General features: G+C 69.5%; 20 protein-coding genes. 4 read left to right on the top strand and 16 right to left on the bottom strand.

What is annotated here, in order from left to right:
* Positions 1–217 precede the first annotated feature (217 nt).
* The 9 genes from Aco04nite_RS42275 to Aco04nite_RS42235 all read right to left on the bottom strand — a co-directional run bounded on the left by Aco04nite_RS42275 (position 218) and on the right by Aco04nite_RS42235 (position 11,209).
* Positions 218–1,051, bottom strand: coding sequence for a hypothetical protein (locus Aco04nite_RS42275; RefSeq protein ID WP_213002792.1), 834 nt, complete (start codon positions 1,049–1,051; stop codon positions 218–220).
* 110 nt (positions 1,052–1,161) lie between these two features.
* Positions 1,162–2,220, bottom strand: a complete 1,059-nt coding sequence (locus Aco04nite_RS42270; protein ID WP_213002791.1) for a VWA domain-containing protein — start codon at positions 2,218–2,220, stop codon at positions 1,162–1,164.
* Positions 2,220–3,188 carry a VWA domain-containing protein gene (locus Aco04nite_RS42265; protein ID WP_213002790.1) on the bottom strand — a complete coding sequence of 323 codons (969 nt, stop codon included), beginning with the start codon at positions 3,186–3,188 and terminating at the stop codon, positions 2,220–2,222. The genes Aco04nite_RS42270 and Aco04nite_RS42265 overlap by 1 nt, the downstream gene beginning before the upstream one ends.
* On the bottom strand, positions 3,185–4,072 hold the full coding sequence (locus Aco04nite_RS42260) for a DUF58 domain-containing protein (protein ID WP_203836756.1): 888 nt from the start codon (positions 4,070–4,072) through the stop codon (positions 3,185–3,187). The genes Aco04nite_RS42265 and Aco04nite_RS42260 overlap by 4 nt, the downstream gene beginning before the upstream one ends.
* A 3-nt stretch (positions 4,073–4,075) precedes the next feature.
* Positions 4,076–5,074 (bottom strand): AAA family ATPase, encoded by a 999-nt coding sequence (locus Aco04nite_RS42255; RefSeq protein ID WP_213002789.1) that lies wholly within the window; start codon positions 5,072–5,074, stop codon positions 4,076–4,078.
* Between the two features lie 22 nt (positions 5,075–5,096).
* On the bottom strand, positions 5,097–5,972 hold the full coding sequence (locus tag Aco04nite_RS42250; RefSeq protein ID WP_213002788.1) for a S1C family serine protease: 876 nt from the start codon (positions 5,970–5,972) through the stop codon (positions 5,097–5,099).
* Positions 5,973–6,030: 58 nt separating this feature from the next.
* Positions 6,031–6,429, bottom strand: coding sequence for a VOC family protein (locus tag Aco04nite_RS42245; protein ID WP_213002787.1), 399 nt, complete (start codon positions 6,427–6,429; stop codon positions 6,031–6,033).
* Positions 6,430–6,495: 66 nt separating this feature from the next.
* Entirely contained in the window at positions 6,496–9,093 is a 2,598-nt protein-coding gene (locus Aco04nite_RS42240; protein ID WP_244876691.1) for an ATP-binding protein, read from the bottom strand.
* 55 nt (positions 9,094–9,148) lie between these two features.
* Positions 9,149–11,209, bottom strand: coding sequence for a phosphocholine-specific phospholipase C (locus Aco04nite_RS42235; protein ID WP_213002786.1), 2,061 nt, complete (start codon positions 11,207–11,209; stop codon positions 9,149–9,151).
* Between the two features lie 202 nt (positions 11,210–11,411).
* On the opposite strand from Aco04nite_RS42235, the gene rho reads away from it, so the two are divergent.
* The 4 genes from rho (at position 11,412) to Aco04nite_RS42215 (ending at position 16,199) form a co-directional block, all read left to right on the top strand.
* Complete coding sequence (gene rho, locus Aco04nite_RS42230; RefSeq protein WP_213002785.1) at positions 11,412–12,509, top strand: transcription termination factor Rho; 1,098 nt, start codon at positions 11,412–11,414, stop codon at positions 12,507–12,509.
* Between the two features lie 258 nt (positions 12,510–12,767).
* On the top strand, positions 12,768–14,216 hold the full coding sequence (locus Aco04nite_RS42225; RefSeq protein WP_213002784.1) for an APC family permease: 1,449 nt from the start codon (positions 12,768–12,770) through the stop codon (positions 14,214–14,216).
* Positions 14,217–14,226: 10 nt separating this feature from the next.
* Positions 14,227–15,009, top strand: coding sequence for a hypothetical protein (locus Aco04nite_RS42220; protein WP_213002783.1), 783 nt, complete (start codon positions 14,227–14,229; stop codon positions 15,007–15,009).
* Complete coding sequence (locus Aco04nite_RS42215; protein WP_213002782.1) at positions 15,006–16,199, top strand: PLP-dependent aminotransferase family protein; 1,194 nt, start codon at positions 15,006–15,008, stop codon at positions 16,197–16,199. The genes Aco04nite_RS42220 and Aco04nite_RS42215 overlap by 4 nt, the downstream gene beginning before the upstream one ends.
* On the opposite strand, the gene Aco04nite_RS42210 is transcribed toward Aco04nite_RS42215, so the two are convergent.
* The 7 genes from Aco04nite_RS42210 to Aco04nite_RS42180 are packed head-to-tail and all read right to left on the bottom strand — an operon-like array spanning position 16,196 to position 22,219.
* Positions 16,196–16,522 (bottom strand): hypothetical protein, encoded by a 327-nt coding sequence (locus Aco04nite_RS42210; protein WP_213002781.1) that lies wholly within the window; start codon positions 16,520–16,522, stop codon positions 16,196–16,198. The genes Aco04nite_RS42215 and Aco04nite_RS42210 overlap by 4 nt on opposite strands.
* A gap of 47 nt (positions 16,523–16,569) precedes the next feature.
* A complete protein-coding gene (locus Aco04nite_RS42205; RefSeq protein ID WP_213002780.1) occupies positions 16,570–18,114 on the bottom strand; it encodes a fused response regulator/phosphatase in 1,545 nt (514 codons plus the stop codon).
* Entirely contained in the window at positions 18,111–19,517 is a 1,407-nt protein-coding gene (locus Aco04nite_RS42200) for a sensor histidine kinase (RefSeq protein WP_213002779.1), read from the bottom strand. The genes Aco04nite_RS42205 and Aco04nite_RS42200 overlap by 4 nt, the downstream gene beginning before the upstream one ends.
* Positions 19,514–20,548 (bottom strand): SpoIIE family protein phosphatase, encoded by a 1,035-nt coding sequence (locus Aco04nite_RS42195; protein WP_213002778.1) that lies wholly within the window; start codon positions 20,546–20,548, stop codon positions 19,514–19,516. Before Aco04nite_RS42195 ends, Aco04nite_RS42200 begins: the two co-directional genes overlap by 4 nt.
* Entirely contained in the window at positions 20,545–20,964 is a 420-nt protein-coding gene (locus tag Aco04nite_RS42190; RefSeq protein WP_213002777.1) for an ATP-binding protein, read from the bottom strand. Before Aco04nite_RS42190 ends, Aco04nite_RS42195 begins: the two co-directional genes overlap by 4 nt.
* Positions 20,961–21,371 carry an STAS domain-containing protein gene (locus tag Aco04nite_RS42185; RefSeq protein ID WP_213002776.1) on the bottom strand — a complete coding sequence of 137 codons (411 nt, stop codon included), beginning with the start codon at positions 21,369–21,371 and terminating at the stop codon, positions 20,961–20,963. The genes Aco04nite_RS42190 and Aco04nite_RS42185 overlap by 4 nt, the downstream gene beginning before the upstream one ends.
* The gene (locus tag Aco04nite_RS42180) at positions 21,371–22,219 is read right to left on the bottom strand and encodes an STAS domain-containing protein (RefSeq protein WP_213002775.1); all 849 of its coding nucleotides are present in this window, start codon (positions 22,217–22,219) and stop codon (positions 21,371–21,373) included. Before Aco04nite_RS42180 ends, Aco04nite_RS42185 begins: the two co-directional genes overlap by 1 nt.
* Positions 22,220–22,301: the final 82 nt, after the last annotated feature.

Genomic DNA, 22,301 nt, shown 5'->3' with positions numbered 1-22,301 from the left:
CGGCCATCATGGCTTCGTAGGCCTGGCGTTGGCACTGGGATGCCCTGTTGGCGGTGGGTCAAGATGTCGCTGAGGGCTACGCGTCGGTGTGTGCCGATCGCATTCAGGGCTGTCTTGGCGGGCGACGACCTCGGAGAGTTGAAGCGTCGTTGCGGTCAGCGTCGTGACTGTGTCCATGGCTTGAGTTGTTCCTTTCGGTGCTCCCATGTGGCGCGGGTCAGGGTTGGGGCTTTACGGGGATGGGGTTGGCGACGATTTCGAATGGGGGAGGGCCCTCGTACCAGTATTTGTCGGACTCGATCATTGATGTGATGTCCGGCGCTGCGGTGTCCGGGATGGCGTAGACCAGGTAGGTCCGCTTGGTGGTGTTCTTTACCTGGGATTGATATGTGTACGAGGAGTCGGACAGGATTTTCGGGTGGGTGTTCGTGGTGTGGTGCTCACCGACGTCGTCGATCTGGACCGCGAAGAGGTAGGTGTAGCCCTCGCGCGGTGCGCAGGCGACTTGCACTTTGACGAGGAAGGTCGGCGGGGCCGGGGAGCCCGGTGCGCTCAAGGTGACCGGGTAGCCCCTGCAGGCGGGCGCCTTGGCTGGAGCGGGTGTTTTGAATGCCTCGGGTGCCACCAGTGAGGCGTTGCTGTTGTTGATCGTCAGGTGGGTGCTGGCGTCGGCCTCTACGCGTGAGTTGATCCTGGTGTTGACCTCTCCGTCGCCGCCGATGATCACGCCACCGTCGTGGTTGTCGTTGCCGGTGATTTTCGTTCGGTCGCCTGGTCCCGCTTCGTTGTCGGCTTTGGCTTCGGGTGAGCTCGTTGCCGAGGGTTCCGGGACCTTTGGCGTGTCCGCGGTGGGACCGGCGGATGGGGATGCGGTGGGGCTCGCGTCGGTGAAGAGGCCTGCCAGTGATGGTCCGTTGGTGATCAGTGCGACGGCGACGGTGGCCAGGGCAGCCACGACCGGCGCCGTCAGCCACCAGAGCCGGGTGCTGGAAGGCGAGGAGTTTTCATCGGCAGGGTCAATCGCACTGCTCGGCGTCGGACGGGAGCGCATGCCGGACTCCTCACTTCGCCGCGGGCATCTCGGATCACCGGCGGGGTTATGAGGTTATGCCCAAGGGTCGGGCCGAGTCGTCCCCCTTGGGGGTATTTGACCGATATCGATCAGGTCAGGCGGGGGCGACTCCACCAGAGGGAGAGGCCGGTGGCGGTGAAGGCGCAGAGGAAGCCGGCCAGGAGGAACCAGGCGGCGATCTCGACGTTCTGCTTGTGGAGGCCGAATTCCTTGGGGAGGTCGCCGAGGACGTCGTTGAGTTGGTCGGCGTCTTCGGCTCGGAAGTAGCGGCCGCCGGTGAGGTCGGCTACTGAGTTGAGGGCTTGTTCGTCGATTTGCTGGTTGCGGCCGCCTCCGCCGAAGCCGCCTCCGCCTCGGTTGCCGCGGCCCATGAAGGAGTCGCCGCTGACCTGGTCGGGGGTGCAGACCATCTGGGCGGGCTGGGTGGTGCCGAAGCCGATGGTGTAGACGCGGACGTGGCGGGCTGCTGCCTGTTCGGCGGCGGTGACCGGGTCTACGCCGGTGCTGTTGGCGCCGTCGGTGAGGACGACGATGGTGTCCGGGACGTAGTCGCCGAGGGTGTTGGGTGGGGTGTCGGTCAGGTCGATGCCGGTGGCCGCGACCTCGGGGTTGTTTTCGGCGATGGCGTCCAGGGAGGTCAGGATGGCCTGGCCGATGGCTGTTCCGCGGGCGGTCTTGAGGGTGTCCATCGCGTCGAGCAGGGCGTTCTTGTCCGTGGTCGGGGCTACCAGGAGGCCGGAGATGCCGGAGAAGGCGACCAGACCGATCTTGGTGCCGTCGTCCTGGGCCTTGATGAACTCGCGGGCGGCGTCGCTGGCCACCGCGAGGCGGTTGGGGGCGATGTCGGTGGTGCACATCGAGCCGGAGACGTCGATGGCCAGCAGGATCGAGGTGTTGTTGGCCGGGACCGAGAGGGAGGCCTGGGGGCGGCCCGCGCCGACGGCCAGGGCGAGCAGCCCGGTCAGGAACAGGTAGACCGGGATTTTGCGGCGCCAGGCGGTGCGGCCCGGGAGGGCCGCGCGGATCAGGGCGATGCTGGACACGGTGATCGCGGAGCGTTTGCGGCGGCGGTTCAGCCACCAGCGCAGGGCCAGCAGCAGCGGCACCGCCAGCAGCGCGAGCAGGGCCCACGGCCAGCTGAACGACATCAGACGATCCTTCCGTGCCAGCGGGTGCCCAGCAGACCGCCGGCGAACAGCAGCAGGAGGGCCGCGCCGGCGAACGGCGCGGTCAGTTCGACCGGCTTCTTCTCGGTGGTCAGGCGCAGGTCGATCGACTTGGTGGTGTTGTCCAGGGCGGCTGCGTCGCCGGCTGCCTGGTACGCGCCGCCGGTGGTCTGCGCGACCGTGGTGAGCAGGGATTCGTCGAGCGCGGTGTTCAGCTGGTAGCCGTCCACCTCGACGGTGGCACCCTTCGCGGTGCCAACCCCCACGGTCTGGATGCGTACGCCCGCCGCGGCCGCGAGCTCAGCAGCCGCCTCGGCGTCGGGGCCCCCGGTCTCCTGACCGTCCGAGAAGATCACGACCGTCGCGGACGGCCAGTAGCCAAGATCGGTGGAGGTGGAGTCCGCTGTCACCGGTTTTCCCGTGACGGTGCCGAGGGCGACGAGGATGGCCTGGCCGAGGGAGGTGCCGCCACCCGGCTTGAGGCGTTTGATCGCGGCGACGGACGCGGTGTGGTCGGCGGTCGGCGCCTGGGTGAGCAGGGCCTGGTCGCCGAAGAGCATGACGCCGACGTCGACGGTGTCCGGCTGGTCGTTCACGAAGTCGGTAGCGGCTGCCTGGGCGGCACCGAGCCGCGTCGGCTGCACGTCCTTGGCGGACATGCTGTTGGAGACGTCGAAGGCGAGCACCACGGTGCCCGAGACCCGGGGCACGGACAGCTCGGCCTGGGGACGCGCCAGACCGACAAGCATGATCGGAAGGGCGGCGAGCAGGAGGGCGTACGGAAGATGGCGCCGTAATGCCGCCCGCCGTGACCCGCCCCCGGCGAGCACCCCGAACCCGGCCGCGGTCAGTGCCTGGGTCCGCCGGCGTTGCAGGGTGACGTAGCCGTAGATCGCTACCCCGGTGACCAGCACCGCGACGGCGATCACGATCGGGTAGAGGAAGCTCATCGGCGTACCCGTCCGGATCGCTGGACCATGCCGACCAGAGCGGTGAGCAGGTCCTGGTCGGTGGTGATGCGGTGCGCGTCGACGCCGGCCCGTCGCATGCCCTCGGCGAGCTCGTCCTCGCGGGCGCCGACCTGGGTGGCGAGGCGGCCGCGGAGCAGGGGATCGCTGGTGTCGACGAGGATCTGCTCACCGGTTTCCGCGTCCTCGACCAGGATCAGGCCGAGGTCGGGGAGCTCGAGCTCGGCGGGGTCGACGACGCGGATGACGACGACCTCGTGGCGATGGGTGAGCATCGCCAGGGGGCGGTCCCAGCCCGGGTCACCGATGAAGTCGGACATCACGAAGACCAGGCTGCGCCGGCGCAAGGTGGTGACGGCGGCGAGCTGCAGCATCGCGGACAAGTCGGTGGAGGAGCCCGGAGTGCCCGGCGTAACAGGACGCAACAGCTCGTGGGTGATACGCAGAATCTGATCTCTACCCGTACGCGGCGGAATGATCTTGTGGTTGCCGTTGTCGTAGAGGATCGCGCCGATCCGGTTGCCGCCCTGGGTGACCAGCCGCCCCAGGCTCACCGCGAGCTCTGTCGCGATGGACTCCTTCCCGGCGCCCTGGCCGAACCGCATGGACGCCGACCGGTCGATGACCAGCCACGCCGTCAGCTCGCGGTCCTCGGTGTACTGCCGGACGAACGGCTCGTCGAGACGGGCCGTGACGTTCCAGTCGATGTGCCGGACGTCGTCCTCGGGCGTGTACGCGCGCAGGTCGGTGAAGTCGATGCCGGTGCCGTGCCACACCGTGCGGTAGGCGCCCTGCAGGCGCCCGTCGAGGCGGCGGCCGAGACGCCACTCGAGGCGCCGCAGCAGCCGGTCGGGGGCCGAGGTCATGGCTCAGCGGCCCCGGCCGGCGGGCTCGGGAACGGAGAGGTTCGCCAGCACCTTGCCCAGGATCATGTCCGGGGTGATCTCGTCGGAGAGGGCCTCGTAGGAGAGCACGAGGCGGTGCCGTAGCACGTCGAGGGCCAGGTCGGCGAGGTCCTCGGGCACTACGTACTCGCGGCCGCGCAGGTAGGCGAGCGCGCGCCCGGCCAGCACGAGGCTGATCGACGATCGCGGGCTGGCACCGAACGTGACGTACTTGGCGAGGTCGGTCAGGCCCACCTTCGCGGGGTCGCGGGTGGCGTGCGCGAGGTTGACGGCGTACTCGATGAGGGAGGGGTCGACGTAGACCTGGTCGGCCGCCTGCTGGAGCCCCACCAGGATCTCCGGGTCGATGATCTTCTGGATCACGGCGGCGGGGGCGAGGGCCCGCTCGACCACCACGAACTCCTCGGTCACCGTCGGGTAGCCGATGACCACCTTCATCATGAACCGGTCGACCTGCGCCTCGGGCAGCGGATAGGTGCCCTCGGACTCGATCGGGTTCTGGGTCGCCATGACCAGGAACGGGTTGGGCACCTTGTGCGTCTCGCGACCGATGGTGACCTGGCGTTCCTGCATGACCTCCAGCAGCGCGCTCTGCACCTTGGCCGGCGCCCGGTTGATCTCGTCGGCGAGCAGGAGGTTGGTGAAGACCGGCCCGAGCGACACCTGGAACTCGCCGGTGGGCTGGTGGAAGACCCGGGTGCCGAGGATGTCGGCGGGCACCAGGTCGGGGGTGAACTGCACGCGGTGGAAGTCGCCGCCGATCGCCTCCGCGAGCGATTTCACCGCGAGCGTCTTGGCCAGCCCGGGCACGCCCTCGACCAGGATGTGCCCGCGGGCGAGCAGCGCCACGACCAGCCGTTCGAGCAGCACGTCCTGACCCACGATGGTCTTCTTGACCTCGTAGAGGACCTTTTCGATCGGGCCCGCGGCAGCTGCCGGGGTTCCCGCGTCGTTCCAACTCATGCAGCAGTCCTTCCTAGAGGCCTCAAAGGGGAGGTGCCTGGCCGGTGCCGTCGCCGCCCGCGCCCAGGGCGGACCCGATCGGCACGGCGAACCCGATACCGATGAAGGTGCCGGCATCCGTCGGGTTCGCGAGCGACACCACGATGCCGATGACCTCGCCGCGGTCGTTGATCAGCGGTCCGCCCGAGCTGCCCGGGTTCACGGCCGCGTCGAACTGGATGAGGCCTTCGGGCCCGTCGCCGGAGATCGTGCGGTTGAGACCGGAGACGACACCGCTGCTGGTGCTCATGGTCAGCCCGAGCGGGTTGCCGATCGCCACCACGGTGTCGCCGACCGCGGGGCCGCCACCGAGCACCGCGGGCACCAGTGTCTCCGGCAGCTGCGCCGGGGTCAGCGTGGCGATGTCCTGCGCGGGGTCGGAGCTCGCGACCTTGGCGGTCGTCTCGGTGCCGTCGGTGTAGCTGATCCTGATCGCGGTGGCGCCGTCGACGACGTGAAAGGCGGTGAGGATCGAGCCGTCCGCGTTGGCGATCACGCCGGTGCCGATCGCCGACTCGGTCATGTTCTTCGCCTGGGTCGACGTGCCACGGCGGGTTGTCTGGATCCGTACCACCGAGGGCAGCAGTGTCTGATAGACGTCGGCCGTGCTCAGCGGGCCCTGCGAGGCGGACGGGGTGGGCGCGGGCTTCGGCGCGACCGCGGCCGGGGTGTCGTCGCCGCGGGTGAACACGACGACGGTGATCACCAGCGCCCACGCCAGGATCACCCCGAGCAGCACACGTCGGCGCAGCTCAGGGGTGTTCCACTGACGCTTCGGCGCGGAATCGGAGCTGTCCGATTCGTCGGACAACTCCGATGGCTCCGAAGACGGCAGCACCGTCATCACGGGACGCTCCATGCACCGAGCCTAAGAGCGGTTCCTCAAAATTGACCGAAAGAAGGCTGACCGGCTCACATCAAGAGACGGCGGCGAAGAACTCCAGGGCGATGCCGTCGGGGTCGCGGAACGAGAGGCCGGAGCCGTAGGGGGCTTCGACGATCCCACCGTGCGCGATGCCGAGCTCATCCAGGCGGCGCTGCCATTTCTCCAGCTCAGAGCGGCTGGAGCAGCCAAAAGCGACATGATCGAGACCGCGACGGTACGGGTGGAAGTCGCCGTCGTCGCGCAGGCCGCTCGGGAAGACGTGCAGCCCGAGCAGGTTGTCCTCCCCGATTACGAAGACGATGTGCCGGAACGGGCCGGTGTCCTCGTCGAGGACCGGGTCAGCACCGATCAGCCGGGTGTACCAGGGCACGCTGACGGCCGGGTCGGAGATGGTGACAGCGACATGGGTGAGTCCAGGAAAAGTTGGCATGGGTCCAGGAGACGCCCCGGCGGGTGGTCCCGGAATCGGCAGTCGTCACCTAGGTGATGCGGGGACCTACCTACTTCGGGCGGGCAGTACACCCAGCTCGGTGGCGCGGGCGGTGACGTCCCGCCGGCTGTGCAGCCCGAGCTTGAGGAGGACGGCGGCGACATGGGCGTCGACCGTACGCACGGACACCACCAGCCGCTCAGCGATCCCCGCATTGGTCAGCCCCTCCCCGAGCAGCCGCAGCACCTGCAGTTGCCGGTCGGTCAGGCCTGCCGGGTTGCGCCGTGTCCCCTCCACCGGCCCGCGCGGGATGCGGGCGACGCCGAGTTCCCGTAAGCGGCCCCGCACCCGCTTGGCGAGCGGTTCGGCGCCGAGGTTGTCCAGCTCGGCGAGCGCGGTCAGGAGGTCGGCCGGGTCGGAGCTGTCGGCCAGGGCGGCGGCGTGTTCGTAGGGGCAACCAGCGTCGGCCCACTCCTGGGCAGCCTCGCGCCACTGACCGGTGGCCTGCAGCGCGTACGGATGATCCGGTGGTTCGTCCTGAATCGTTCTGCCGAAGCGGGTCATCCAGAAGGCCAGTTCGCTGCGGAGTTTCCCGGCGTTCAACCGGCAGGCCTCGGCGTAGGTGTTCTCCAGCGCGTCGACCGCCCCGGGATCTCCGCCGTGCAGCCAATGCGCCTCCGCGCGGACCGCCGCGGCCGGCCCCACGCGTTGCAGTTCCTGCAGCACCTCGGCGGTTTCCCAGGCCCGGGCGACCAACTCGGCGGCGCCGGGCTCGTCACGTCGCGTACCGATGCGGGCCAGGACGACATAGGCGGGGCTGCGAGCCGACAACGACGCGTCCGTGGCGGCCCGGGCCGAGCGGATCGCCTCGTCCCAGCGGCCGGTGGCCTCGTGCAACATGCTGTTCTCAACGGTCAGGTAGGTCAGGAACATCCGGTGCTCGGCAAAGTCGGCGAGGGCCATCGCCTCGGTCACGAAGCGCTCGGCGTCGACGAAGCGAAGATCACCCAGCAAGTTCCAGATCAGATTTACGTACGCCCGGAGCGCGTGCTCGACCTCACCGGCGTCCAGCGCCACCCGCAGCCCCTCCTCGAGCACCGGCCGCCCGCGTGGATCGCCGATGTCCCACCGCGCGAGCCCCACGTTGTTGAGCGCGTGGGAGATCGTCGCCGCGTCACCGAGCCCGCGCGCGAGCTGGGCGGCCCGTTCACCCCACTCGATCGCCAGGGCGTTCCGCTCGGCCAGCACGTGCAGCTGGGACTGATTGCTGTACGCCATGGCCAGCAACCGATCGTCACCCGCGCCCTCGAGCACCTCGATCGCGTCGGCCCCGGCCTGCTCGGCTGCCTGCCGGTGCCCGCACAGCCATTCGATCCGGGACAGCCACCGCAGACTCGCCCCGAGCCGCCGCGCATCACCGAGCTCCCGCCGCAGGGCGACCGCCGTGGTCTGGGCGTCGACGGCGAGGGCGGATTCGCCGATCGTGTAGCACTCCACCGCGTACCCGTCGAAGAGGTCTGCTTGTTCTTCGGGTGGAAATGCCGTGCGGTGGTCGAGCGCGAGACGCAGGTGGGCGGCCGCCTCGCGATGGGCCCCCGCTGCCGCGGCCTCCTCCGCTGCCCGCGGTGCGTATCGGGCGATGGCCGCCGCATCCCCGGCAGAAGCCGCGTGGTGGACGATGGCCGACAGATTGCCGCCACGCCCGGTGAGCGCGGCGAGCACCCGCTGGTTGAGCACGATCCTCCGGGACGCCGGGAGTGAGTCGGCGATCGCCCGCCGGATGAGCTCGTGCCGGAACGCGACCCGGCCCGGCGTGACCGTGAGAAGCCCGTGCCGTTCGGCCGTCGCGAGCGCCGCGACCCCGTCGGGCACGATCCGGTCGACCAGCCACCGGTCCAGTGCCGACGGAACGACCGCGATCTGCTCCAGCGCGTCCTGGGTGACCGGTGGGACCGATCTGATCCGGGCGAGCACGGCGTCGACCACGGTCGGTGGCGGATGCGTGGCGTCGCCGGCCGCCACGACCTCGACGACGAAGAAGGGATTGCCGGACGTTACCTCGTAGACCTCGCGCGGGTCGAGCGAGCTGGCCGCGCTGAGCTGCCGGACAGCGTCGGGTGAGAGCGGTGCCAGGGGCAGCCGGCGCACCCGCTCGGCCCGCGACACCAGCCCGAGCAGGTCCCGCAGCGGATGCGTCCGGTCGATCTCGTCGTCGCGATAGGTCAGGAGCAGCACGACCGGCATCCCCGCGACCCGGCGGACCAGGTAACGCAGCGCATCCAGCGTCGCCTCGTCGGCCCAGTGCACATCCTCGACGACCAGCACGGTCGGCCGCCGGGCCCAGTTCAGCTCGGCGCGCAGGGCGTCGAGCAGCTGGTTGCGGTCCCGGCCCTCGGTCAGCGCCTCGGTCAACCGCGGCCCGACGCTGCCGAGGAGGTCCCGGATCGGGCCTAGGGTCCGCCGGGTGCCGAGGTCGTCGCAGTAACCGATGAGCAACCGCCCGCCCGCGGGCAGCACCGAACGCACCGACTGGACGAGAACGGACTTACCGATGCCGGCCTCGCCGCTGACGAGCGCCACCGAACCCTCGCCGGCGGCTGCCTCCCGCACGGCGACGGTCAGCTCGGCCAGCTCGCGCCCGCGCTCGAGGATCACCCGTCCCATCAGCGCATCGTCGCACCGGAGAGCACCGCCTCCGATATCCGATGCCCGACAGCGATTACGGAATCAGGCCGCCCATCCGCGGATCGGTGATGCTGTCCTTGCCGTTCTCCAGGTGACCGGCGCAGCGGTACACGACTTCCGAACCCGCGGTGATCTCCAGGTCGTACCAGCCCCGGCTCCGGACGACCGCGAACGACTCGCGCGAGCTCTCACCGCCGCGCAGCGAGACCGTTGTCCGTTTTGAGGTGTACGCGTCCTGCACGGTCAGCTGCAACCGGCCCGATCCCGCATTGGTCAACGTCACGGCGACCTTCTCCGCGCGCGTGTCGTAGTCGGTGCGCAGCCCGAGCACGGCGGCGGCGCGGGCGCTGCTCCGGAACTCCCGGTAGAAGCCGTTCGGCCCGTGGATCGACAGGTCGTAGCCGGTGGTCGCGGGCCACGTGCCGGTCAGCGTCTTGCCCGGCTCGACGGTGAAGCTGCGCGGGTCCTCGTCCTCGGCCATCGAGCGGGCCTGGAACACCGCCGTCGCGCGTCCCGTGTTGCGGAATGTCACGGTCAGCGTGCCGTCGGCGACCCTGGCATCCGCGTGCAGCGAGTACGGCAGCGCGCGGGCGGGGCGTACACCCTTCTCCTGGTGGGGGAGGCGCTGGTCGGCCGGGGGGACGGGGATCGCGTCGGGGTGGCGTACCAGAGCATCGGGTTTGAAGTCCGCCGTGCCCGGCAGTCTCACCGGGCGCGACCGGTTCGGGGTCTTGAAGTCGAACGCACTGGTCAGGTCGCCGGTGACCGCCCGCCGCCACGGCGTGATGTTAGCTTCGACCAGGTCGGGGCGGCCGGTCGCGAAGCGCGCCTCGAGGAAACGGATCAGCGACGTGTGGTCGAAGAGCTGCGAGTTGACCCAGCCACCGCGGGTCCACGGCGAGACGACCACCATCGGCACCCGCAGACCCAGGCCGTAGGGGCCGGCCGGGTTGCTCGCGTTGCCCGGGAAGATCTCGTTGGTGGTGGGCACCGTCGACTCGCCCGGCGTCGGGGGCGCGAGGTGGTCGAAGAAGCCGCCCTCCTCGTCGTACGTGATGAAGAGCGCCATCTTGCTCCACACCTCGGGGTGCTCGGCGAGGATGTCGATGACCTGCGAGACGTACCAGGCGCCGAACGCGGGCTCCCAGTTCGGGTGCTCGGTGTACGCCTCCGGCGCGACGATCCACGAGACGGCGGGCAGCGTGCCCTCGCTCACGTCCCGGCGGAAGTCACTGAGCAGCGCTTCCGGATCACGGCCCAGCGCGTTGACGTTCGTGCCCGTCTTGGCGCGGTCGGCGAGCGGGGTGCCAGGGGCGGCGTTCTGATACTGGTGGAAGTAGAGCAGCGCGTTGTCGCCGTAGTTACCGATGTAGGGGTCCGAGGTCCAGCCCCACGACCCGGCGGCGGTCAGGCCGGTGCCGGCGTCCTGGTAGACCTTCCAGGGAATACCGGCCCGCTCGAGACGTTCCGGGTACGTCGACCAGTCGTAACCGGCCTCCGCGTTGGTGACCACCGGGCCGCCGCCGAGGCCGTCGTTGCCCACCCAGCCGCTCCACATGTGATAGCGGTTCGGGTCGGTCGGGCCCAGCAGCGAGCAGTGATAGTTGTCGCAGACGGTGAACGCGTCGGCCAGCGCATACTGATAGGGCAGGTCACCGCGGTTGTGGTAGGTCATCGTGGTGACGCCCTTGTTGGGAACAAACCGGTCGTGGCGGCCGTTGTTCCAGGCGGCGTGGCCATCGTTCCAGCCGTGCGGCGGGTCGGGCAGGAACGTCCGGCCGAGATTCGGCACGTCCGGGCGGAAGGGCAGCAGATCCGGTCCACCGGCCTGCGGTTGCTGCCACACGGTCTTCCCGTTCGGGGTGCGCATCGGGTGCGGGTCGGCGAAACCTCGCACCCCGCGCAGCGTCCCGAAGTAGTGGTCGAAAGACCTGTTCTCCTGCATCAGGAAGATGACGTGCTCGACGTCGGCGATGCTGCCCGTCCGGTCGTGGGCCGGGATCGAGAGCGCCCTGCTGAGGTCGAGCGGAATCGCCGCTGCGGCGGCCGGTAGTCCTGCCATGCGCAGGAAGGCCCGGCGATCGATGTTCGTCATGATTCCGGAAGTTATCGGTTTCAGATGGACAGAAAATGGCTAACAGGTGGTACATTGCAGAAAGCCCAGGCGTGTTAGCGGCTCTAGTCGCCCCCAGGGTTTCCCAGCTTCACCCCTTCGCACCAGCCCGCGTCACTGGACCGGTCGTGCGATCCCAATCTTGGCGCCGCCACGGTGCCACCTTCCTTTTTGGAGTTCCGCTGTGACGGACTTTTCCGCATTTCTCGACATCGTCGACGACCGTGCCTGGCTGCGTGCCGACGGTTACCTCCCCGGACCGGACGACATCCCGGTCTCCCAGAACCAGGTGCGGCAGCTCGGGCTGCGCCGCGGTGACCTCGTCACCGGATCCGCCGAGCTCAACGGCCGCCGCCCGGCCGCGCTGAAGGTCGACACGATCAACGGCCGCAAACCGGGCCGGCGCCCCGACTTCTACCAGCTGACCGCGCTCTACCCGCAGGAGCGACTGCGTCTCGAGACCACTCCCGACCGGCTCATCACCCGGGTCATCGACCTGGTCATGCCGATCGGCAAGGGGCAGCGCGCGCTGATCGTCGCGCCGCCCAAGGCGGGCAAGACGACCGTGCTCCAGGAGGTGGCCAACGCCATCGCGGAGAACAACCCCGAGGTGCACCTGATGGTGGTGCTCGTCGACGAGCGCCCCGAGGAGGTCACCGACATGCGCCGCTCGATCCGGGGCGAGGTCGTCGCGGCGACGTTCGACCGGGCGCCGCAGGATCACACCGCGCTGGCGGAGCTGGCGATCGAGCGGGCCAAGCGGCTCGCCGAGCTCGGCGAGGACGTCGTCGTGCTGCTCGACTCGATCACGCGGCTCGGGCGGGCGTACAACCTGAGTGCCCGTGGCCGGGGGCGCACGCTCTCCGGCGGGCTGGACTCCGAGGCGCTCTACCCGCCGAAGCGTTTTCTCGGCGCTGCCCGCAACATCGAGGGCGGTGGCTCGCTCACGATCATCGCCACCGCGCTGGTCGAGACCGGGTCCGCGCTGGACACCGTGATCTTCGAGGAGTTCAAGAGCACCGGGAACGCCGAACTCAAGCTCGATCGTGGACTGGCCGAGTCGCGGCTGTTCCCCGCCGTCGACCTGGCGAGCTCGGGCACCCGGCACGACGAGACGATCATGGCTCCGGGCGAGCTTGCCGCGGCCGCGCTGATCCGGCGTGCTCTCATCGGGCAGGATCGGCGTGAGGGGCTGCAGCAACTGCTCGCGCAACTGCGTACGACCAGCTCGAACAGGGATTTCCTGCGCCGTGTGACCCACTCGCTGGCCGTCGCCGGCTGACCCGTTTTGCGCCGATAGATGGGCAAAAAAGCCAAACGGCGCGTATAACGGATGATCTCAAAGCGTGATTAACACTACTTTCGCGTAGCCGCTGCTCCGGGAAGCATTTTCGTCGTAAGGTGTCCGCCGAACGTCGAAGATCCACAATCCACTCTTCCCGGAGGCCCCCGTGTTCCGCCGGACCTTTACGTCCGACTCCACCGTCCACACAGGACCAGAACTTGACATCTCGGCCAGCTGCGGGGGCGGTAGCCGACGATGACAAACCAACCGTTCGCACTCGACCGCAAGACGATGACCGCGCCGGCCATGTGGGTGTTCGCCGTCGCCGCGTCCGCCTTGCCGGTCGTTCTGCTGGGCAGCATCCCGGCGACGTACGCGAGCACCGGCGTGCTCGCCGTGCCGCTGGTGTTCCTGCTCGTCGGTGCCGTCGTGGGCTTCCTCTCGGTCGGCTACACCGAGATGTCGCGCCAGGCTCCGCACCCGGCCGTCTACTACGCCGCGGTCGCCAAGGGCCTCGGCAAATCCACCGGGGTTGCCGCCGGCTTCATCGCACTCCTGGCCTACAACGGCATCCAGACCTCGCTGTACGGCCTCCTCGGCGCTCAGCTCTCCGACACGTTCGGCGGCAAGTGGTGGGTGGGCGCGCTGATCGTCGCCGTGCTCATCGCGGCGTTCGGCAGCAGCGGCATCACCCGCTCGACCGTGGTCCTCTCCCTGGTGCTCGCCGTGTCGGTGCTGGTCGTGGTCATGTTCGTGATCGCCGCGGTGCAGAACCCGGCGCTGCCCGGCAACTACAACCCGGACGGCTTCAGCACCGCCGGGCTCACCGGTGGCATCGGTGGCGCGGCCGCGTACGTGCTCGCCTCGCTCATGGGTTTCGAAGCCGGTGCCAGCTTCTCGGAGGAGGCCCGGACCCCGCGCGGACCCGGGCGTTCCGTCTCCGTCGCCCTGCTGGTGCTCGTGGTCGTCTACGCCGTGGTCGCCTGGGCGGTCGGCGTCGCGGTCGGCCCGGGCCAGGTCACCACCGGTCTGCCGGACCCGATGGACGCGTTCGACCTGCAGTACGGCCCGCTCATGCCGCCGTTCGTCACCATGGTGCTGATCTTCGCGATCATCACGTCCATGCTGGCCCTGCACTCGATCGCCGCCCGCTACGGGTTCGGCATGGCACGTGAGGGTGTGCTGCCACGGTGGGTCGGCAGCACCGGGCGCGGTGCGCGTACGGGTGCTCCGGTCGGCGGATCCCTGCTCCAGAGCGGCATCGCGGTCGTCGTGATCGTGGTCTTCGCCGTCCTCGATCTCGACCCGCTGGCCTCGCTGTTCGCCTGGTTCTCGACGGTTGGCGCGCTCGGCCTGATGACCCTGCTGATCCTCACGTCGATCTCGGCGATGCGATACCTGCGCGAGGGTGGCCCCGCCCAGGCGAGCGGCTGGAAGCGCGTGATCGCTCCCGGGCTCGGCGTCGCCGGCGGTCTCGTGGTGCTGGTGCTGATGGTGGTCAACGCGGACGCCCTGCTGGGCAGCGCGCCGGGCTCCTCGGTGCCGCTGATCATCCCGGCCGTCGTGGTCGCCTGCGCGATCGCCGGTCTGTTCTGGGCCGGATATCTGCGCAGCTCGCGCCCCGAGGTGTGGGAGCAGATCGGCCAGGGGCAGGGCAACCGGCACGCGGTGCCGGCGGCCCGGCTCGCGGACATCGAACTCTGAGGACGACGTCGTGACCCAGCAGCCTTATCAGAGTTCCGGGCGGCACCACTTCACCCCGGCCGCTGCCCCCTCCTGGGGACAGCCGGCCCCGCAGGCTTTCGAGCAACCCCAGCCTGCCGAGGACAATGCGATCACCCCTTCGGTACGCGGCCGGGCGCTGGACCGCAGCATCCAGGTCAACGCCTCGCACGCCCGTAACGCGGCGGACCGGATCGGCACCCGTGACGCGCTCGGCGAGCACGCACTGATCCTGTTCTCGGTGGACAGCACGGCGCGGCCGTTCCAGCTCAGCACCGCGACGCGCCTCGACTACGAGGAGCACCGCGGCGAGGATCTGCCGGCCATGCTGACCTCGCTCACCAACCATGCGTGGGCGCAGATCCAGGCAGCGCACCGCACCGGGAAGCGGTGGGATCCGCGTACGCCCATGGACGGGCTGGTCCTGCGCAGTGACCCGCTCACCCCGCAGACCGAGTACGTCGGGCTCGCCATTTCCACACTGGACACCCCGGTGGCGCCGTGGCACGAGCTCAAGCGCACCGTGACCGGCGCCGACGGGCTCAACCTGGCCGGACAGGGCTACGTGCTGCTCAAGGACGGTTCGGCCATGTACTTCCTGCGCGCGGCCCAGATGAGCGGCGGCTCCGGCCAGCACCTGATCGTCACGAACCGGCCGGTGCACAGCATCTACCGGCCGACGCTGGACAACGAGCTGCTCTTCAACGCCTCGCTGGAGCAGACCCTGATCTGGCAGGCGCTGGAGAAACTGCATCACGTCCTGATGAGCTCATGAACACCCCGCCCGGGGATCCCGGCGTCGCCTGGCTGGACGAAGCCGCCTCCCTGATCAGTGGCAACCCCGTCAACGTCGACGAGGTCCTCGGCGCCACGCTCGCCCAGCGCGACGGCGAGGCGGAACGGCACATGTTCTTCCCGACCGGTCCGGCCGGCAATTTCGGCGCCATGCAACGGTTCCAGGACGTGCTCTGGAACAACATCGGCAGTGCCGGCTCCAATCCGCCCGGCGGTAATCACACCAAGAGCCTGGAACGGGCGCTGCTCGCCTGGGCGGCACGGTTGTTCGGCCTGCCGGGCGACGACTGGTGGGGCAACGCGACCACCGGTGGCACGGCGGGAAATCGCGCGGGCCTGCTCATCGCGCGGGACCGTTTTCCGCGTACGCAGCACGGCATGACGACGGCGGTCGCCTACTACTCGGCGGCCGCCCACTACAGCGTCCCGAAAATGCTGCACGAGTTGAACATCCCGGCCGTGCGGATCCACACCGACGCGTACGGCGAGATGGATTACGGGCATCTCGCCGAGCAGTTGCGCCCCGGAGCCCCGGCCATCATCACGGTGACGGCGGGCACGACCATGACCGAGGCCGTCGACGATCCGGGCAAAGTTCACGCCGTGCTCGATGCAGGAGGCATCGAGGACCGGTATGTCCACTGCGACGGAGCACTGAGCGCCATCCCGCTCGCGCTCGACGGGGCACTGGTCACCGAGGGGGTCGATTCGATCTCGCTCAGCGGTTACAAATTTCTGGGTACGCCGAGGGTCGGTGGCCTGATCGTGGGTCGCAAGGCCGCCGGCCGCCGTAGCGAGCGTGTCTCCTACATCTCGGCCATCGACGACACCCCGGTCGGCAGCATCGACGGGCTGCCGACCGCGATGATGTGGTACACCGTCGCCACGCAGGGGGAGCACGGGTTACGGGCGCAGGCGCACGCCGCCCGGCGGCTGGCCGCGTACGCGGAGAATCGGCTCAATGCCGTCGGCTGGCCGGCCTGGCGGCACCCGTGGGCCTTCACGGTGGTCTTCCCGACGCCGCCGACGAGCATTCAGCAGCGGTGGCCGCTGGCGAACGACACGATCGGTCAGAGCCACCTGATCTGCATGCCGCGGACCAGCCGGGAACAGGTCGACGCGTTCGTCGCGGCGATGGAGGCGGTCACCTCGCTGCAGGCGTCCGCTTAAGCGGGATCGGGAGCGAAGGCCAGGTTCAGGACGGCGTGGGCTACCCAGATGGCTTGTTCCTTGTTGTCGTACGGGCCGACGCGTAACTCCACGGCTTTGTCGCCGAACAGGGCGCGTACGGTCCAGCTGTCGGGGTGGCGCTCGTCCTCACGGCTGTGGTTGACGATCACCTGGGTGGCGGCGCGGATGTTGACCACCGACCAGCGCTCGTCGCCGCTGGGCCAGGCCCGGAACCAGCCGGCGGCGACCGCCATGGCTTCCTTCTTGGCCTCGGCGAGCGCCCACTTCGCCTCTTCGGGAACCGCCGGTGCCTCGTGCGTCATGGTGCTCGCCTCGCTTTCCGCTATGCCCGGATTGTCCAGGATAAGCGTCAGGGGCGGCGGCGGAGCGCCACGACGGCGATATCGTCGGCCTGGTCCTCGGCGACCGCGAGACGATCCAGGAGCCGCCGGCAGAACGCGTCCAGGCTCGGCTCGACCTCCGCCGCGCACTCGGCGAGCGCTTTCAGGCCGACGTCGATGTCCGCGTCGCGCCGCTCGATCAGGCCGTCGGTGTAGAGGACCAGCGTGCCGCCCGGGGGGAGGGTGAACTCGAGATCCGCCGGCCGGGGCGCGTTGATACCCAGCAGGGGACCGCGCGGCGTCAGGAAACCCGCGCCGGAATCCGGCATGTGCAGCAGCGGTGGGAGATGGCCCGCGCTGGCCAGGCGTACCCGGCCGGTGTCAGGCTCCAGCGTCAGCAGGCAGACGGTCGCTGATTCGGTCGGCAGCACCGTACGCATGAAGCGGTTGACGAGTTCGAGCACCGCACCCGGAGGATGGCCCTCGACGGCGTACGCCCGGACCGCATGGCGCAGCTCGGCCATGACTGTGGCAGCGTGCAGTGAGTGGCCGGCCACGTCGCCGATCGCCACCAGCAGGCGGCCGTCGAGCATCGTCAGCTCGTAGAAGTCGCCGCCGACCTCGGTCTGCGCGCCGGCGGGCTCGTAGCGCACCGCGAGCTCGAGACCCGGCACGTCGGGCAGGCGCGACTGCAGCAGGCTGCGCTGCAACGTGACCGCGATCCGGTGCTCCTCGTCGAAGGAGCGCTGCGCTTCCACGGCCGCCGCGACCGCCTGGGACAGCTGGCGCAGCACGGGGAAGCCCGGACTCTGCGAGCTGGCAGGGACGGCGACATAGACCGGGGTGCGGTCGGTGCGTAGCCGGGCCGAGGCGACCGCGACGGATTCGCCCTCGGGCCAGTCGACCAGGGGCCAGGCGGCGGGCTCGTCCGTGCGTACGGTGGAACCCACTGCTGTGTCATGGTCCTCGGCCGTCCACGGCTGCACCGTCGCCGGACCCGAGGTCGCGATCGCGGCCAGACCATCACCCTCGACGGTCTCCGTGACGACCACGATCGGACCGCCGAAGATCTCGTAGGCACCGTCCGCCGCGGCCTGCAGCAGGCCGGGCAGCGTCGGCGCGGAGTTGATCGCCAGCGTGGTCTCGGCCAGCTTGACCATCCGGGCGGCCAGCGACTCGGCGCGTTGCCGGGCCCGGTAGTACCGCAGCACCGCCTGGGAGGTCGCGATCAGCTCGTCCGGCTCGATCGGCTCGACGAGGTACGCGTCCGCGCCCCGGTTCAGGCCCTGCGTGCGGTCGACCACGTCGACGGCGTGCGCGGAGACGTGGATGACCGGGAGCACGCCGTACTCCGGGTCGGTCTTGATCTGCTCGCACACCTCGAAGCCGCTCATGTCGGGCAGCTTCACGTCCAGCACGACCAGATCCACGGCGGTCTCGCGGAGCATCTCCAGCGCCGAACCACCGGTCTCCGCCTCCACCACCGTGAAGCCGGCCCGCGACAGCCAGCTCACCAGCAGATAACGCTTGGTGGCGCTGTCGTCGACGACCAGGACGGTGGCCGTTGGGGTCATCGGGGCCGGCCTTCGCCGATGTTCTCTGCGGAGGGCAGCGGGTTTTCTCCGGGGTGCGGCGGGTTTTCTCCGGCGGGCAGCGAGACGATGAATGTGCTGCCCTCGCCCGGCACGGAGGTGACGCGCATCGCGCCGCCGAGGATCGCGACGAGGCGGCGGGCGTACGGCAGGCCCAGGCCGGTTCCCTTGCCGCTCAGCGCGTGGCTGCCGGGCACCTGGTAGAACTCCTCGAAGACGCGTTCCTGCAGCTCGGGAGGGATGCCGACGCCGGTGTCCGCGACCGTGAAGCGCACATCCCGGCCGGCGCGTTCCATGCTGAGGCGTACCGAGCCCTTCGCGGTGAACTTGATCGCGTTGGTCAGCAGGTTGCGCAGCACCTGGGCGAGCAGCACCTCGTCGCAGCGCATCGTCGCGACCGCCGGCTCCTCGACCACGAACTCCACCTCGGGTCGCGTCGCGAGCGGGCGCATCGTGCCGCGTAGCTGACCGAAGATCGCCTTGAGGTCCACATCGGACCAGTTCGGCTCGATCCGGCCGGCCTCGGCCTTGGCGAGATCGAGCAGATCGTTGACCAGCGTCAGCAGGTCGGTTGCCGAGCCACGGATCAGCTCGACCTGGCGCTCCTGCTCCGAGGTGAGGTCGTCGGATGCATCGTCGGCGAGCAGCCGGCCGAGACCGATGATCGCGGTGACCGGAGCGCGCAGCTCGTGGCTGACGTTGGCCAGGAATCGACTCTTCGCCTCACTGGCGGCCCGCAGCTGTACCGATTTCTCGTCCAGCTCGGCATAGAGCGCCACCACGCCGCGGTTCGTCTCCTCCAGCTCGTCGGAGAGCTGGTGGTAGAGCGCCATCACGCCGCGGTTCGTCTCCTCCAGCTCGGCGTTGAGCCGGGCCAGGTCGTCACGCTGTGCGCGCACCTCGTTGAGTGCCGTGATGAGCTGCTGGTTCTGCACTGACAGCTCGTCGAACGGCGTCCCCGGCACGTGGCCGGAGAGGCGTTCTCGTATCTCGTCCATACGGTCGTGACTCAGAACTGGAGCGCCTGCGGGCAAGCGCCGGGACATGCGGACCACTGTGCCGGGCTCGTCATCGGTTACCTCCATCGTGTCGACGAGGCGTCGCACCTGGACGAGCTGCGACGCCAGGCGCTCCGCGTCCCCCGACACCGCATGCGCCATCTCTACCAGAAGGGTTGGTACCCCGTCCGTGCTCGCGGTGAACGCCACGTCGGCATCGCGTCCGGCGGCGACCATCAGCCGGCCCACCTCACTGAGCGCCGTGGCGAGCCGGGTCTGGTCCTGATCGACCAGACCGACCTCCCGTGCCACCTCGCGGCCGAGCTGCCGGGCGGCGAAGACGTCCTGCTCCACCCGGATCCTCGTCCGCATCAGCGGCTCGGTCATGATGGCAGCCGCGCCACTAGCACGCCCGCGTCGTCACGACGGGTGCCCGCGTCGCGGAGCACGGTCGCCGCGATGACCAGCGGGGAGTGGGTCAGCAACCCGGGATAGTCGAGGGGGCTCCACCGGTCGACGATACCGTCCGAGTGCATGAGCAGCACCGACTCCGGCGGTAACGGGTAGTCGTACTCCCTGATCTGGCGCTTCTGATGCCCTGCGATGCCCGGCAGCGAGACCAGACCCCGGCGGGTGCCGTCGGGGTTGAGGATCGTGCCGGAGATGTTGCCCAGACCCGCATATCGCAGCGTGGCCCGGTCGGCATCCAGCTCGGCGACGGCGAGCGCGGCGCCGCGGGTGTGCCCCAGGGCCCGGTGCAGCGCCTCGACGACCGCGGCGGGAGGCGCGATCGGAGTCAGGTGGAACGTCCGCACCGCGGCCTGCGAGGCGGCGTTCGCCAGCGGACCGTGACCGAGGCCGTCGCAGACCAGCACCTGACGCCGCCCGTCGACCTCGCGGACCGCGAAGGCGTCGCCGCTGACCCTCTCGCCGTTGATGGGACGGATCAACCCGCTCGCCCAGGTCGGCTCGGCCTGTCGCCCGGTCCAGACCTGGGCGGCCAGCACCGTGCCCTTGCCGGGCATCGAGTGCAGATCGGACCAGGTCGCCTGGCGCAGGATCGCGCCGAGCCCTATCCCCAGGGTGCCGGCGGTGGAATGCCCGTCGCCGACGGAGTAGGAGACGTCTGCCATGCCGGGGCCCCGGTCGATCGCGACGAGCTCGACCCCGGCGCGCTCCCGGACCCGGACCGGCCGCACCAGCAGCACGCCCTCGTCGGCATGCTTGACCAGGTTGCCCGCGGTCTCGGCGGCGACGATCGAGAGGTCCGCGGTGTCCCGCTCCGAGATGCCCAGCTCCGCGGCGAGCCGTTCGGCGGCCCGGCGCACGGCGGCGGCAGTGCTCGCGTCCTCGACCCGGAACCAGATGCCCTCATCGAGCAGGCCCTCGGGAACTGACGCCACTGCGCCTCCGCTCATCGGCACCACTTGGTCACGCTGATAGTCGTACCCTTACCCACCTCGGTGTCGATCTCGAACTCGTCGACGAGCCGTCGTGCACCGGAAAGCCCGAGACCCATTCCGCCGCCGGTGGTGTAACCGTCGGTCAGTGCCAGGTCGAGATCGGGGATTCCGGGCCCCTCATCGGCGAACACTATCCGGATTCCCGGCTTGCGCCCGTTGTCGACCCGGGAAACCTCGGCGTTGCCGCCTCCGCCGTAGACGAGCGTGTTACGGGCGAGCTCACTGGCCGCGGTGACGATCTTCGTCTGGTCGACCAGCGACAGCTTCACGGCCACGGCGAGGGTGCGGACGAGTTGGCGCACCCGGACCACGTCCTGGTCCGAGGTGATCGCGACCCGCTCGGCGGCGGCCGCGCCGTCCCACGTCGTCATGGCGTGGGAACCGCCGATTCCTCGTCCTCGTCCTCCAGGTCCAGCTCGTAGCGCTCCCGCTCCTGGGCGAGCAGTTTCATGCCGAGCTCGACGTTGAGCGCCGTCCGGATTCCGGGCAGCGAGAGCCCGAGCTCGACCAGGGTGATCGCGACAGCGGGCCGCATGCCGACCACCACGGTGTCGGCGTCCAGCACCTTCGACACCGAGGCGATGGTCGCGAGGGTGCGTCCGACGAACGAGTCGACGATGTCCAGCGCGCTGATGTCGATGATCACGCCGTGACAGCCGGTGGAGACGATCTTGTCGGCCAGGTCCTCCTGCAGCTGCAGGGCGACCTGGTCCTCCATGTCGATCTGGATCGAGACCAGCAGGATGTCGCCGATCTTCAGAACCGGTACACGCTCCACTAGCGCTCCTGCCGCTTGGTGCCGGTCAGCCGCAGAACATGACGCAGAGCATCCGCCAGCGACGCCTTCGTCGCGATGTCGCCGAACTCGATGCCGAGCGCGACGATCGTCTGGGCGATCTGCGGGCGGATGCCGGAGATGATGCAGTCGGCGCCCATCAGCCGGGCGGCCACCACGGTCTTGAGGATGTGCTGCGCGACCTGGGTGTCGACCGCGGGCACACCGGTGATGTCGATGATGGCGTACGGCGAGCCGGTGTCGACCAGCGTCTGCAGCAGCCGCTCCATGACCACCTGGGCACGGGCGGAGTCCAGCGTGCCGACCAGCGGCACGGCGACGACGCCCTCCCAGAGCTTGACCACCGGGGTGGAGAGCTCGAGCAGCTGCTCCGCCTGGTCGGCGATCAGCTCCTCGCGGATCCGGACATAGGTGTCAAAGGTAAACAGGGCTGCCCGGTCGACGAACGCCGAGAAGCCGATGTAGTCCCGCAGCGTGGCCGTATCCGCATCTTCGCCACCCTTGATGACCTGAAACACGGCTTCCTTGAGCGCGAAGACGCTGACCGCGGTCTCGTTGGCAGTGAAGCCCTGCCGCGCCCGGGTGTTCGAGAGCTCCGTGAGCTGAGCTCGCAGCTCGGCGGCCGCGTCGTCGTTGAGGTCCGACGCCCCGCCACTCAGCGCGGTCTGGAAGCCCTTCTGCAGCTCCGAGGTCTGACGCTGCAGCTCAGCCCGGCTCAGGCGGCCGCGGACGGTTCTTGAGATCTCATCGGTCCAGGACGCGATAACCGTGTCCTCATGACCTTTGAGCAGGTCGGCGAACCGATTTCCTTGTTCCGAGCTCAGCGCCACCGCTGCCTCCCGTGACGTTGCCGGGTAGAGCCTGCCGCGGGTCGCGGGCAGCCGCGCCGGACTTTACCATCGGGACGTCCTT

This window comes from Winogradskya consettensis (assembly GCF_018332715.1).
GTDB lineage: Bacteria > Actinomycetota > Actinomycetes > Mycobacteriales > Micromonosporaceae > Actinoplanes > Actinoplanes consettensis.
Note: the sequence above shows the minus strand (reverse complement) of the source record. Positions and strands in the feature narration are given on the sequence as shown.